This is a genomic window from Flavonifractor sp. An100, assembly GCF_002161175.1.
Lineage (GTDB): Bacteria > Bacillota > Clostridia > Oscillospirales > Oscillospiraceae > Lawsonibacter.
The window spans coordinates 1-13,860 of sequence record NZ_NFMA01000030.1 but is presented as its reverse complement, the minus strand read 5'-3'; the positions used below and the strand labels follow the sequence as shown (position 1 = coordinate 13,860).

The window sequence follows — 13,860 nt, the reverse complement described above, 5'->3', positions numbered from 1 at the left end:
TGCGGAATAGCTTGAACCAGAAGGAAACTGGAATGCTGTACGAAAAATATAGCGACAAATGCTTGGAGGAAAAGTATTGAATAAAATAGTAGACTGGATAAAAAATCATAAGGCTACTACACTGATAGTCTGCGTTGCAATGTTCTTTTTGCCGCCTGTTCTTGTACATGCCCTCTTTAAATGGAATTCTGGTATCGACTGGCTGTCGGCGGAATGGTCTGCCGGTGATGTTTTAGCCTATATTGCCGGGTTTGAGGCATTCATCGGCACAATTGTTTTAGGCGTTGTTACTGTTTATCAAAGCGAAAAAGCCAGTTGGGAAAACGAGCGCTTGAGCAGAGAGAATAATTTCCTGCAAAGAATAAGTGTACAGAGATTGTTACCATTAGTGAGTGTTGAGTCTATTACCATAGAGAGAAGTTGCATCACAACAAGATTATACTCCCAAGATAAATCCTCAACGGTGGAAGTTGCGGATACTGTTACACCTGAAAAACGAGAAACCCACCTAAGAACATATCTGCCACGACTCGGAAACCAGGTTGATAAATATTATAAGCGGGTAAAGTTAACAATCAAAAACATATCTGACAGCGCAATTTGCCAGATCAGTGTGGACCGCATAGAGTTTTCTGGCTTTAAGTATCAAGATGAAACTGTAAGTAAGGTATGCTGCATAGGAACAGGAAACGCCAAGTATATTAGTTGGCTTCTTTTACCAGAAAATTCATTGGAGATTACGATAGACATTTTCTTTGATAATAACCTTTACAAGAAATTTTGGGAATTTGAAGATCCTACTTCAATAGGTAATTTCGATATGTGTTTATACATAACGAACAGGAGTTTATCTGGCATTAAGTGCGTAGAAGAAATATACATCAATCAAGCGGTTGGCTTTAAAGAGCGAGTGATGTACAAAGCATATGAGGAGGAAACAAGTAATGCCTAACCTATCCCAATTAAAGCGGGAGCGAATGCTGGCGTTCTTGCAGAAGATAAAAGATGAGCACCGAGACGATGACGATATGCTCATCGCCTTGGGTGAAATCGAAAGTGAATTGACCTCCAAAAAGTATGGCCTTGTATGGGAGCAGCATGAAGAAGCAGTCGATGTGATGATGCGGGATCATATTCCTGTGTTCACGGAGATACCTGAGCGTGAAATCACTGCGGCACCCGGTCAGGGCTACAACTTCATCCTGGAGGGCGATAATCTCCACTCTCTGCGGCTGTTGGAGAAAACCCATAAGGGTAGAATCGATGTAATCTACATTGACCCGCCGTACAATACTGGCAACAAAGACTTTGTGTACGATGATGCATATGTTGATGACCTTGACGGTTTCAAGCATAGCAAGTGGATTTCTTTTATGTGTGAAAGATTGAAAATTGCAAGAAGTCTGCTAACAAGTGATGGCGTTATCGCTATCAGCATTGGCTATCAGGAAGTGCATAATCTTGTGGTGCTGTGCCAAGAAATGTTTGACGCCAAGCAAGTAACCTGTGTCACAGTTCAAACATCTGGCGGAAAGCCAAATGGAGGTTTTAACTATGTCCAGGAATACCTCGTATTTATCGCTCCCCGTGATTTTGAACCCAGCACAATGAATTTTACTGGTGGCATCGAACGGAGTCCCTTCGAAGGATTAACACTTAGCACTTTTACAAAGGTAACACGACCTAACCAGGCATACCCCATTTTTATCGACAAGAAAACAATGAATATTGTCGGTATCGGAAAAACATTGACTGAGCGTATAAACGAAGGAAGCTATGCAGGAGAATTGGAAGATTTTCCATTCGACTATGATGAAGCACCTGAGGGAACCGTTGCCCTGTGGCCGATTAGCAGCAAGGGTGCGGAATGTGTATGGAGACTTATTCCTTCGAGACTGAAGCAGGATTGGGACAAGGGCTATATAAAAGTTGGTAAAAACAAGTCCAAGGCAAATCCTAACGAATTTAGTGTGCAGTATCTTCCTGAAGGCGTTATTCAAAAAATAGAAAGTGGCGAACTTGAGGTTGTCGGAAAGGAATCCAATGCGCCTACTCTCGTTTTTGGAAAGAATAAAACCGTGGGTAGTGAAATTCCTACCATTTGGACAGAAAAGGACTTCTATACAACAAAAGGAACATCTGGCGCAAAGGACATTTTTGGCGATAAGCGGTTTTCCTACCCCAAGCCTCTGGAACTGATTACAGAAATTCTCCGTGCTATCAGCAAAAAGGACTCAATTGTTTTGGACTTCTTTGCTGGATCAGGCACAACAGGGCATGCGGTTATTGAGCTTAATGCAGAACAACACAGCAGTCGCCATTTCATTCTCTGTACGAATAATGAAGGTGGCATTTGTGAAAAAGTTACCTATCCTCGTATCAAAACTGTTATTACAGGTAAGCGAGAGGATGGAAGTAAATATGCGATGGGTTTGCCTGCAAATATTAAGTACTACCATACCGATTTTATTTCCAAGGATGACGAATATCTCTCTGATGCCCTGTTGGAACACATCCGGGAAATGATCCAGTTGGAGCATGGTGTTAAGATTGACGGTAGCCAGTATTTGATGATTATAAGTGATGAGGAAGCCGATGAGTTACAGACACATTGGGATGAGTACAAGGGTGTAAAGGCCATCTATGCATCCAAGGAAGTGCTGTTCACCACGGAGCAGAACGCACTCTTTGCCGGTGTGGAGATCCACACCATTCCCGACTATTACTTTAACTTTGAACTGAAGGAGGTGGGCGAAACATGGTAAGCGGCATCAACATCAATTTGTTTGATTTTCAGGAAAATGCAGTCATCAAGTTGCTGGATATCGTAACGGACAGTCGTTCCAAGCAGACCATCATCGTAAAATCTCCCACCGGCTCCGGCAAGACTATCATTCTGATCGACTTCATCGAAGAATATTTAACAAAGATAAGCAGTAGCACCGCCTTCATCTGGCTGTGTCCCGGCAAGGGTGATCTGGAAGAACAGAGTCGCCAGAAGATGCGCAAGTTCGCTCCCCACCGCTATACCCAGAATCTGTTCGATGCCCTCCAGAATGGCTTTGCCGCTGAGAGTACCACCTTCATCAACTGGGAACTGGTGACGAAGAAGGGCAACACTGCCATTCGGGACAGCGAGCGGAAGAACCTTTTTGACCGCATTGCGGAAGCACATCGCGCGGGAACAGAATTCATCGTGATTATCGACGAGGAACATTCCAATAATACCGCAAAGGCAAAATCCATTATTGATGCATTCTCCGCAAAAAACATTATCCGCGTTAGCGCTACCGCAGTGGAGAATAAGCGGTATGAGTATTTGGAAATTGACGAAGTAGATGTTATCAATGCCGGCCTAATCACCAAAGCCCTTTATGTAAATGAGGGATTAGTGGACGGTATGGAGATCAGCAATGATTATGAGTGCCTCCTGGATCTTGCCGATGCTAAACGTAAAGCGATTGCTGCCCGATACAAGGAACTTGGAAAGGCAATCCGCCCCTTGGTATTAATTCAGTTTCCAAATGGCCAGCCAGAAACCATCCGTGCGGTAGAAGCGAAACTGGAAAGCATGGGCTATACCTATGATAACGGCATGGTCAGCATCTGGATGAGTGAGGACAAACGAGATCTGCCAGATAACCTGACCGAGAATGATGCCACGCCGGTGTTCTTGTTGATGAAGCAGGCTATCAGTACTGGCTGGGATTGTCCCCGCGCTAAAATCCTGGTAAAACTGCGTGAGGGCATGAGCGAGGAATTTGAGATTCAGACCATTGGCCGAATTCGCCGTATGCCAGAAGCCAGACACTACGAAGATGATTTGCTGGATTTCTGCTATGTGTACACCTTTGACGAGAAGTATAAGGCCGGTCTGTTATCCAGCATGGATAAGGCTTATGAAACTCGCCGTTTGTTCTTGAAGGACAAGTGCAAAACATTTATGCTGGAGAAGGAAATCCGGGATATGGACTTCGACGGTCTGGGCGAGCGCGAAGTGCTGTTTAAAATTCATGAGGCTCTGGTTGCCAAGTACCATCTGGGTAGCGATAAGAAACAGAATCAGGGGTTGCTGTCAGATGCCGGATACATCTTTGGTGCGGAAATCCATGGGCAGGCTTTGCAAGGCGAGTTTGTACGTACCTCTGCTCTGACGGAGAGTCATAGTTACATCACGACCCATAGGCGCATCGATACTCATAAGCATGGCATGCAGCTCATGCACAGTATTGACGCGATCAAGAGTTCTATCGGTATGGCACAGAACAAGGTTAAAACTATTCTGGAGCGTCTATTTCGGAAGGGGGGTAATCCCAACCAGAAGTTAATTGCACTGGAAACAGCTGAATTCTATGCTTTTATTATCAATAACCAACATAAATTGCGAGAAGAATTCCGGGAAGTTACAGCACAGATGGCAGTTCAAATGAGTATGCAATTGCATCCGAAGAAAAGTACCTTCCATATTCCGGAACAAGATTTCTTCCGTTATGACCCCAATGTGAAGAACGAAGTAGAGTACCTCTCCAATGCCTACCATGAGTATACTTCCGGCTTTGCTACCAGTCTTGTCCGCAGTACCTGTGAAATGTTGTTTGAACAGTATTGTGAAAGACCAGATAATGATATTGAGTGGGTGTACAAAAACGGCGATACCGGACAGCAGTATTTCTCCATCGTCTATGTAGATGGAATTCAGAAGCAGTGGCTTTTCTACGCTGACTACATCGTGATGAAGAAAGATGGAACGGTCTGGGTCATTGAAACTAAGGGTGGCGAAACCAAGGGCCAAGATAAAAATATTGACCGACAAATCGAGAACAAGTTTAATGCGTTCAAGGCGTATGCCACGAAGCATAACCTACACTGGGGATTTGTTCGGGATAAAGACAACCAGTTGTATATCAACAATACAGAATTTGCTGTTGATATGGCTGATGAACATTGGGTGCCATTGTTACAGGAATTTTGAATTATAAAATTATGCTGAACTGCAATAAGGTGGGAAGGAACGGAGACTTTATAGTCACAAACTCTTTAGTTGCTACTTCAACCATAATAAATAAGTACAAAATATAACTGGATTAATCGGAATACCAAAAATAGTGCGTCGATGAGAGAATGAGTCACCGAGTAAACCTCGGTAGTTACGCCAAAGTGAAATTGGAGAGAAGCGTTTTGAGGAGGATTTTATCTTACTTGTGTAATTCAGCTCTAAGCACAAACTTATTGGTTGAAAAGCGATAAACCAGTTGTTGCAAAATTGTAACTACGACTCTGCAAACAGTAACCGAAAGCATATACAGAAATGCGAGGTGACCAAATGGCAGAAAGAAAAATTCGTGCCGGGTACTACCGTCGGTATGACGGCAAGGTGGTCTATGTGATCTCTCTGGCCACCGACGCCGACACCGGCGAGGAAAGTGTCATTTGGACCACCTATCCCTTCGCGGATGTCCCCAAGTACTACACCTCCAGCAAAAAATCCTTCTGCGCATTTGTCGAAGTGAACGGCGAGCGGAAAGCCAAGTATAAGCGGCTGCTCAATATGAAGATCTCAGGGGAAGTTATAGAGCGGCTGGAGGAAGAAGGCTTCCGGGGACCGGTTCGTAAACGGCAACGACCACAGCCGGATGAAGCATACGACTCCCGCGAGTACCAGCGGTCTCTTACCTACTACGCATACGCAAAAGATCTCTGCGAATACTACAACTTCGACCGGAACAAATATCGCCTCTGCGTGAAGGAAAAGAGATTCGTTGCCATCACCAAAAGTGACTTTGCCAAGCTGAAAGAGGACCTGCAGTTCCTGGACAATGCGCTGAAAACGGTGCTGGCTACATACCAGGATTATTTCCGGGAGCGGTTCGTGGACGGTCTGTCCATCCGCAGGTACGCGGATGCCCATCAGCTGAACCGCGGCAGCGTGGACTATCAGCAAAAGAAATTCTTCTCTGCCTTGGCCTCTCTGCTGAAAGAACGGGACGAGGCGGAGGGAACATGCCGGCTGCTGAAACCAGTACAAAAGTAAATAATCCAACCTCAAACGGAGCGTCTGCGACAAAGCAGGCGCTCCGTTTTTCTGTCAAATGTATGTCAATAGGATATATTTTTCCCAATACGAGTAGAGAGGCAACCCGGACACCATCCAAAGATTATGTCAAAACTATGTCATACGCGAATGTTCTCGGCTAAAGAAGTAGAGGGAGTTTTGAAAAGGAGCTGGTCAATATGAAAGAATCTGTCTACAAAAACCACATCGAGGCAAAGGTGCCAGGCACATCACCGTCCAGTGGGTGTGAATTCATGCATGAACCGGATTTCCTGGTACTGCGTGTAGGCAGCCGCATGGTGGTGCCGAAGGACAAATTCATGCAGTGGGTGGAGGAGTATACAGGAGGTGCTATATGAAGTTCCACCAGTGGCCTAAACGAGATCCCGACAAAAACTATTTCAAGGTTCCCAACGAAGTATTTCACATCGGCCTCAGTTACCCGGAGATCTCCATCTACTGCTATCTGCTGAGCATTGAGGACAGAGAAACCTACCAGTGCTACCCCAGTTACAAGACCATCGGCAAGGCGCTGGGTATGAGCGAGAACACTGTGAGCAAATATGTGCGCAGCCTGGAGGAGAAAGGTCTCATCCGTACCGAGCCGACGATGGTGCGGAGCAAAGACGGCAGGCCCCTCAACGGAAACCTGCTCTACACCATCCGTCCGATCCAGGCGGCAATCGAATTGTTCTACGAGCGGCAGTTGACGGAACTGGAGATGGCCGCGGAGCGCCAGCGGGTGGCAAAACTCCTGCGGGAGCGGGAAAGCCCCGCGTGACCGCCTGTGGGCCGCTGTGTGGCCCGATGACGGGAGGGGCAGGGCCCCTGCCCCTCCCAGCGGGTTCAGGCCGGTGTGGGCCGGTTGTGGGAGGCGTTGTGGCACAAGGCTTCCGGCCCTTTTTACACGGAACCGAGGGACGAAAGAAAAAGCAGGATAAACGACGGGGTCGCAAGCGCCCCCGCCAGAAGCACCTCTGCCCGCAGTGCGGGCAGTTGCGGGGGCTTTTGCGGGGATTGGAAATGGGGTCAAAATCCGGGCTGTGACATCATCTCTGCGGTCACAATCCCCGAAAGCCTACTGCCACAAGGAAAAAACAGGGGTCAACCCCCGGAAAGGAGAACATTATGAGCAAAAAAGAGAAATTCCCCCTTTACCTCTCGCCGGAGAAAAAGGCTATCCTGGAGCGCCGATATCAGGAGGACGGGAGCCGGAGCATCACCGCCTTCATTGAGCGGGCGGTGGACTTTTATCTGGACTACCTCAGTGCAAACAATGCCGGACTGTTTCTCCCCACCTCCATCAAGTCCTACCTGGACGGAAGGATGGGGCAACTGGAGGAGCGGCTATCCTCCATCGCCTTCCGGCAGGCGGTGGAGCAGGACATGGTGGCCGGTATCCTCGCCGACGCGTATCAGTTCAGTGGCGAGGATCTGCGCCGGCGGCGTGCAGAGAGCGTCCAAAATGTGCGGAAAACCAATGGCCGCATCTCGTTGGAGCAACGGGTGCGTGATGCTTGGGAGGAGGACGATGAGTGGCAGGATTGATTGTGAAAAGCCCTTATCTCAAGTGCGGAGGCAGCAGTTCGGTCAGCGGCTATCTGCGGTACATCGGCACACGGGAACGGGTGGAGATCCTTTCCGATGACCGTCCGCCCACTCGAAAGCAGGAGCAACTTATCACCAAACTGACAAAAGATTTCCCGGAGGCCAAGGAGCTGGGTGAGTATTCCGATTACAAAGATAAGCCCACCAAGGCCAATGCCTCTGTCTTTATCACCCGAGCACTGGAGGAGAACTGGTCTCAAGTTCAGCAATCAGATGGCTACATGAAGTACATTGCAACTCGGCCTCGCGCGGAGCGACTTGGTGATCACGGGCTCTTTGGTGATGAGGAGACTGTGAATTTGGAACAGGCCATGCGAGAGCTGGATCAGTACAACGGGAATGTGTGGACGCATATCCTCTCACTGAAGCGTGAGGATGCCGCGCGTCTTGGCTACGACAATGCCAAAGCATGGCGAAACCTGCTCCGAGCAAATCGCAATGAAATTGCCGCCGCCATGAATATCCAACCCAACCACTTCCGCTGGTATGCTGCCTTCCACGATGAAGGCAAGCATCCACATGTCCACATGATGGCATGGTCGACGGTGCCAGGTGAGGCATATCTTACGCGGGATGGTATCCGCAACATCAAATCTGCGCTCACCAATCAGATCTTCAAACAGGAGATGCTCCACACCTACGAACAGAAGTCACAGTCGCGGGATGAGCTGGTGCGGGAGGCCCGTCGCGCAATCCGGCAGCTCACCCAGGAGATGACGCGAAGCCTCTGCACAGTTCCTGAGATCGAGCAGAAGATAGAGCAACTGGCCAAACAACTGGAAACGGTCAAGGGCAAAAAATCCTATGGCTACCTTCCCGAGTCCGTGAAGAAAACTGTGAACGAGGTAGTGGACAAGCTGGAGGAACTGCCGGTGGTCCGTGCGTGCTACGATCAGTGGTGTGGGCTCCAGGGTGAGGTGGAGAGTTACTACTACGACAAACCCAGAGAACGGAAAAAGCTGTCCCGGGAGAAAGAGTTCCGGCAGATCAAAAACGCTGTTATCCAGGAGGCAGAGCGCATCCGTTTGGGTGAGATTTCCTTTGAGGATGATGACTTGGCTGAGCACGACGAGTCAGAGCAGGCACGGGATGAATCCCATGCCTGCCGAGAGCTGTGGCGAATCATTCGGAACGAGGACATTTCTCTGGAGTACCGTGACCGGGCGGCGGAGAAACTGGAGCAGGTGGCGGAGCGCGGCGACGCCCATGCGCAATACCGGATGGGGCAGCTCTACCGGGACGGACCTCTGCTAATCCCGGACAACCATAAGGCAAAGCACTGGCTCACCCAGGCGGCGAAACAAGGTCTGCCGGAAGCACAGTACGCCCTTGGCAAGCTGCTTCTCTCTGACGATTGGGAGGTACAGGACCCGGACGAGGGCATCCGCTGGCTGAAACAGACGGCGGAAAACGGCAGCCACTTCGCCGCTTACCGGCTGGGCAAGGAGTATCTGGAGGGAAACACCGTCAACAAGGACACCACAAGAGCGGCAGACTGGTTCACCAAATCGGCGGAGGCGGGAAACCAGTACGCCCAGTACATGCTGGGCAAGCTGTACCTAATGGGACAGGGGCTCCCACGGGATCAGGCACAGGCAATGATGTGGTTCAGCCGTTCCGCGGTCCAGGGAAATCAGCATGCTCAGTTTTTCCTGGAGCAGAGAAACAATCTCCACCAGCCCTCTGTGATGCTGGCGGTCACTCGGCTGCTCTACCACATGAGCCGGATCTTTGAGGACAACTCCGTGCCGTCCGCCGTCCCGACAGGCCAGCAGGTGGATCGAAAACTCAGGCGGAAGATCCAGGAGAAGAAGATCGCTATGGGTCACAAGCCGGACGACCATGAGGAGGAGCAGTGGCCTGAGATGACCATGTAAGCGGCGCAGGAAATGCGCCGCAAAACAAAGAATAAAATCCCTTCCGCAAGAAGGGTAGAAAGGAATCCGATGAAACGATCCAAGTACAGCTCGTTCAACGAACTCCCCCTGATGCTGACCGTGCAGGATGTGGCCGATGTGCTGGGCATCGGGCTGGCCCACGCCTACGAGGTGGCCCACCGGCAGGATTTTCCCACTATCACCCTGGGCAGCCGGATCATCGTACCCCGCGACAAGTTCATGGCGTGGATCGACGAGCAGGCGGCCAAAAAGACGGAAATATTTTAGTGGCTATTTCAAAAATTCTGTGGTATTTGTTTGTGTTGCAAAAGGAGGGATGAACAATGGCAAAGAAACGAGCAAACGGCGAGGGCAGCATCCGGAAAAAGCCCAACGGCCGCTGGGAAGGCAGATATACCCAGGGCATCGACCCCATCACCGGCCGCGCCATTCAGAAAAGCGTGTCCGCCAGGACGCAGGCCGAGTGCAAGGAAAAGCTGGCGAAAGCCATCCGAGACAACCGGGGCATCCCGGTGAACCACAACGAGGACTACACGGTAGCGGAGTGGTGCAGGCTGTGGTTTGAAACCTACAGCAAGCCCGTGATCCGCCCCAACACCGCAAAGACCTATGAGAACATGATCGAGAACCACATTGTACCGGCCATCGGGGGAGTAAAACTCAAACGGCTCACTGCCATCCAGATCCAGAAGATGTACAACGATTCCAAGACCAATGGGCGGGTGCAGCGTTTCGAGAAGCAGACCAACACAAAATTGTCCGGCAGCACGGTGCGGCGCATCCACATGGTTCTCTCCTCGGCGCTGAAGCAGGCGGTCAAGGAGCGGATCATTCCCTACAACCCCTGCGACAACTGCCGTATCCCACCCAAGGAGAAAAAGGAGATGGCCATCATCCCGTCGGAGAAGCTGGGGGTATATCTCAGCGAGGCGGAGAAGTACGGCGTCCTGCCCATGTTCTTCCTGGAATTATCCAGCGGCCTGCGGCGAGGGGAACTGCTGGCACTCCGGTGGGATGACCTGAATGTGAAAGATCGTATCCTCTCAGTGAGCAAGCAGGTCACCCGGATCGACGGGGAACTGGTGATAACGGAGCCGAAGACGAAGAACTCCGTCCGCAAGGTGGCACTGTCCCAGCAGGCGGTGGACATTCTGGTGCGGGAGCATGAACAGCACCCGGACAATCCCATCCTGTTCCCGTCGCCCCGCACCGGCGGCTATTGGAGCCCAGACGCAGTGTCCAGGATCAACCGGAAGCTGCTGGCGAAGGCTGGCATTGAGGAGCGTGTTCGCTTCCATGATCTGCGTCACACTTTCGCAACGATGGCCCTCTCCAGCGGCGTGGATGTAAAGACCCTGTCCAGTATGCTGGGCCACTATAGCGCAGGGTTTACGCTCGACACCTATACGCACATCACCAGCGATATGCAGAGAGGTGCAGCGGAGAAGATCGGCGGCTTCATGGAAACGGCTACGGCCAAGCCGGAACCGGAGCCGCCCGACCCGCCGGAGGAGAGCCGGTGCAAGGTGATACCGTTCGAGAGAGTGGGTTAAAAGAAACGATGCCCAAGGGACAAAACCATGTCCCTTGGGCATTTGTGCTTTCCGTCTTGCGCTGTGCTTTCAAACACTCTACTTCAATATGCCAGGCATGAAAGCATCTCTTCTATTGAGCGCTTAAGCTCGGCAGGCGTGTACTTCTGGTTCTTGGTGTTCTCTGGGTGATGGATAAAATTTCTGATATATCGCTGAAGCGTCACAGCCATAGGATCTCTTTCTTTTCCGCGAATTACAGGAATCCAGGACTTTGTCAGTTCTATTGGCGTATTGTTCAAGAACCACTTGTCCAAATCATCTTCGTATGGGCAATTCCTCGCTACCTGCAAATAACCATAAAGCTCATCATGTAGTTCAGTTGTTGGAACATGAAAAACATAATACATAACCAGGTTAAAAGAATAGTTGGGCCACCCAGGAAGGTGTAAGTGCTGCAAATTCTGAAAATCGCAGATTGTAATCCGGCCTTGGTAACTTTCCGTTAAAGCAATATTTGCTGTGTAATCGCTAAGCGATTGAATTAGAAAAGGAGAATGAGTAGCCAATATAATCTGACAATGTCTAAATAGCCCCGCAGATTGAAAATGCATCAAAGCACAATCAAGAGCCTCGATAAAATGCCGTCCTGCCTCGGGGTGCATATGTGTTTCGGGTTCATCCAGCATCAAAATCAAGTCCTCATTTTTCTCGGTACCATATTCATGCTTAAGCCGCTGATATAGCCCGGAAAACATAAGTGACATTTGCTGCTGCCCAGCAGAGAACCATTCAAAATCTGAAATTATGCTGTCTGCCCAATGGGCACCCTCATCTCCGTACATGACGCAATTTCCAAAAGATTCGATAACATTCCGGAATTCGGACCGAATTGGCAAGCTGACCTTGTACAATGCGGTAAAATACTGTGCATCGAGCTCATACAGACTGGAGAACAACTGTTCAACACAGTTTAGATATTGGTCATATAAACCTTTTCCACTATACACATAGGTGCTTTTTCTAAAAAAAGCAATTGCTGCAGAGATCGCTGCTTCTGGTGTGGAACCCCATATGATTTTTACAAGTGATGTACTATCACTGCTCGGGTAATCAAATGTACAGAAAGAAAGAACCTCAGCACAAGCGATATCTTCCTGATGTAGGATTTCTTCCTCAGGCCGTTTTATTCGTGTACCTGCCATTGTAAATTGCGGCTCTTCATGATACAGGTAACTTCTGAGTGTTCCAAATAGTAATTGTGATAACTTTCGCAGGAAATAATTCTTATACTCATCTGGAGTCAAACCGGCTTTTTTAAAATATACCGCTGTTTCTCTGGATTTTTTATCTCTGAGGTAAAAAACAATTTGATTGCCCTCAGCCCCAAACTGAGGAAACTCACACAAAAAATCAAATATCCCAACGAATGAATTTCGAAAATTTTTGCGCTCAACATTAATTGGGACAGCTAACATCCCCATCGTTCTATACTCGTACAATGTTTCTTCACGGTGATCTTGATAAATGCTTATGAGTTTGGTGGCGTTTTCTGCCTGTAATGATAGAATTGGATCTGCTTCAGACAGCGGAAATACATATTCTTCATATCCATGATTGCTTCGCTTATCTTTTTTCTTGTCCTCAAAGCCTTGCAGCCAAATATCCCGTGCTCGAACGACGATCGAATGATGGTCAGTATCCAAGAAAACCAAAAGAAAGTAGCGTCCTTCCTTATTCTGATAATTAAACTGATCCGCTCGTTGATAGATACATTCAATAATGCTGGACTTACCAGAGGCATTTTCACCTGCAAGAGCTGTGATACTTTGAATAGGTGAGTTACCAAGATGGTCAGAATAGCTATCGTTTTTTTCATAGCTAAATTTGCGATAAAATATTTTCCGCCAAAGCCCTGACGAGGCACCCAATACCCGACTCCCTCGGCTGTCATAAAAGCCGAATGAATCTCCATCGGGAATTTCTACTGAAACTTTGTATTCATTATCTACGATAAATCCTTGTTGTTTGATATTTCGGAATTCTTCGATCCAGACATATAATAACTTCAACAAAGTCTCTCCTTTCCAGGTGTGCTGGGAGTATTTTCATGTGGCCATCGTAGGAATGTTTTAATTTTACATCATAATCCCTGTTATTTACAATGGACAAGAAGAAAATTAGAAAAAGTCCCGTTAGGGATGGGTTAGGGATTTGGCGGTTTCGGCGGCTATCCTCGCTTATGCTCCTGCCGCCTTTCTGCCCCTGAAACCACCGCTGAACAGCAATCGTCCGAACTGCAAAAACAGAACAAAAAACGCAGAAAAACCGCCTAAAAAGGCGGTTTTTCTGCCAAAGGTGGTCGGAGTGCGGGGACTCGAACCCCGGGCCTCCTGCTCCCAAAGCAGGCGCGCTACCAACTGCGCAACACCCCGATATGAAGTTGTGAACCTGCCCGGGCGGTTTCTCCCAAAGCAAGCGCGCTACCAACTGCGCTACACCCGGTTATAAAGTTTTTCTGATTGTGGTCAAATATGGGGTCAACGCCGGTTTTTGACCAGTTACCGGCGAGGGGCAAAACTCCGTTGGCCTTAGCGTCCCAGAGGTTTCCGGGATTTGGGGGAAGTGCGGCTCGAACTCCGGCCTCACGCACCCAAATCACGTGCGCTACCAACTGCGCTACACCCGGATATAAAATGATTATAACTGTGGTCAAACATGTGGTCAAGGCCGTTTTTTGACCAACGACTTTGCCGAAATGGTTCCCGCT

General features: G+C 48.9%; 12 protein-coding genes and 1 tRNA gene. 10 read left to right on the top strand and 3 right to left on the bottom strand.

All coding sequences use genetic code 11. The features are described from left to right. Window positions 1-76 precede the first annotated feature (76 nt). The 10 genes from B5E43_RS13510 to B5E43_RS13465 all read left to right on the top strand — a co-directional run bounded on the left by B5E43_RS13510 (window position 77) and on the right by B5E43_RS13465 (window position 11,111). Window positions 77-952 carry a hypothetical protein gene (locus tag B5E43_RS13510; RefSeq protein ID WP_087397552.1) on the top strand — a complete coding sequence of 292 codons (876 nt, stop codon included), beginning with the start codon at window positions 77-79 and terminating at the stop codon, window positions 950-952. Then, a complete protein-coding gene (locus tag B5E43_RS13505) occupies window positions 945-2,765 on the top strand; it encodes a site-specific DNA-methyltransferase (protein ID WP_087397550.1) in 1,821 nt (606 codons plus the stop codon). Before B5E43_RS13510 ends, B5E43_RS13505 begins: the two co-directional genes overlap by 8 nt. Further along, window positions 2,759-4,972, top strand: a complete 2,214-nt coding sequence (locus tag B5E43_RS13500) for a DEAD/DEAH box helicase family protein (protein ID WP_087397548.1) — start codon at window positions 2,759-2,761, stop codon at window positions 4,970-4,972. The genes B5E43_RS13505 and B5E43_RS13500 overlap by 7 nt, the downstream gene beginning before the upstream one ends. A gap of 351 nt (window positions 4,973-5,323) precedes the next feature. Next, complete coding sequence (locus B5E43_RS13495) at window positions 5,324-6,031, top strand: hypothetical protein (RefSeq protein WP_087397546.1); 708 nt, start codon at window positions 5,324-5,326, stop codon at window positions 6,029-6,031. A gap of 200 nt (window positions 6,032-6,231) precedes the next feature. Beyond that, entirely contained in the window at window positions 6,232-6,411 is a 180-nt protein-coding gene (locus B5E43_RS13490; protein WP_087397543.1) for a DNA-binding protein, read from the top strand. Further along, on the top strand, window positions 6,408-6,833 hold the full coding sequence (locus B5E43_RS13485; RefSeq protein ID WP_087397541.1) for a helix-turn-helix domain-containing protein: 426 nt from the start codon (window positions 6,408-6,410) through the stop codon (window positions 6,831-6,833). Before B5E43_RS13490 ends, B5E43_RS13485 begins: the two co-directional genes overlap by 4 nt. A 347-nt stretch (window positions 6,834-7,180) precedes the next feature. Continuing rightward, window positions 7,181-7,600 carry a hypothetical protein gene (locus B5E43_RS13480; RefSeq protein ID WP_087397539.1) on the top strand — a complete coding sequence of 140 codons (420 nt, stop codon included), beginning with the start codon at window positions 7,181-7,183 and terminating at the stop codon, window positions 7,598-7,600. Then, window positions 7,588-9,537, top strand: a complete 1,950-nt coding sequence (mobP3, locus tag B5E43_RS13475) for a MobP3 family relaxase (protein WP_164475098.1) — start codon at window positions 7,588-7,590, stop codon at window positions 9,535-9,537. The genes B5E43_RS13480 and mobP3 overlap by 13 nt, the downstream gene beginning before the upstream one ends. A gap of 69 nt (window positions 9,538-9,606) precedes the next feature. Beyond that, the gene (locus B5E43_RS13470) at window positions 9,607-9,825 is read left to right on the top strand and encodes a helix-turn-helix domain-containing protein (protein WP_021747520.1); all 219 of its coding nucleotides are present in this window, start codon (window positions 9,607-9,609) and stop codon (window positions 9,823-9,825) included. Between the two features lie 56 nt (window positions 9,826-9,881). After that, window positions 9,882-11,111: a site-specific integrase gene (locus B5E43_RS13465; RefSeq protein ID WP_087397537.1), complete on the top strand. Its 1,230-nt coding sequence runs from the start codon at window positions 9,882-9,884 to the stop codon at window positions 11,109-11,111. Between the two features lie 83 nt (window positions 11,112-11,194). Here the strand turns inward: B5E43_RS13465 and B5E43_RS13460 are convergent, their stop codons facing one another. The 3 genes from B5E43_RS13460 to B5E43_RS15365 all read right to left on the bottom strand — a co-directional run. Beyond that, window positions 11,195-13,162, bottom strand: coding sequence for an AAA family ATPase (locus B5E43_RS13460; protein WP_087397535.1), 1,968 nt, complete (start codon window positions 13,160-13,162; stop codon window positions 11,195-11,197). Window positions 13,163-13,449: 287 nt separating this feature from the next. Next, window positions 13,450-13,525 (bottom strand) — tRNA-Pro (locus B5E43_RS13455). Next, window positions 13,504-13,860, bottom strand: a 357-nt coding sequence (locus B5E43_RS15365) for a hypothetical protein (RefSeq protein ID WP_206407008.1), incomplete at its 5' end; no start/stop codon positions are given. The genes B5E43_RS15365 and B5E43_RS13455, both read right to left, overlap by 22 nt.

What these genes read in the sequence shown, in the direction of transcription:
- B5E43_RS13505 (WP_087397550.1), top strand. Translation starts at nt 945, where the DNA reads ATGCCTAACCTATCCCAATTAAAGCGGGAGCGAATGCTGGCGTTCTTG.
- B5E43_RS13500 (WP_087397548.1), top strand. Translation starts at nt 2,759, where the DNA reads ATGGTAAGCGGCATCAACATCAATTTGTTTGATTTTCAGGAAAATGCA.
- B5E43_RS13495 (WP_087397546.1), top strand. Translation starts at nt 5,324, where the DNA reads ATGGCAGAAAGAAAAATTCGTGCCGGGTACTACCGTCGGTATGACGGC.
- B5E43_RS13490 (WP_087397543.1), top strand. Translation starts at nt 6,232, where the DNA reads ATGAAAGAATCTGTCTACAAAAACCACATCGAGGCAAAGGTGCCAGGC.
- B5E43_RS13485 (WP_087397541.1), top strand. Translation starts at nt 6,408, where the DNA reads ATGAAGTTCCACCAGTGGCCTAAACGAGATCCCGACAAAAACTATTTC.
- B5E43_RS13480 (WP_087397539.1), top strand. Translation starts at nt 7,181, where the DNA reads ATGAGCAAAAAAGAGAAATTCCCCCTTTACCTCTCGCCGGAGAAAAAG.
- B5E43_RS13470 (WP_021747520.1), top strand. Translation starts at nt 9,607, where the DNA reads ATGAAACGATCCAAGTACAGCTCGTTCAACGAACTCCCCCTGATGCTG.
- B5E43_RS13465 (WP_087397537.1), top strand. Translation starts at nt 9,882, where the DNA reads ATGGCAAAGAAACGAGCAAACGGCGAGGGCAGCATCCGGAAAAAGCCC.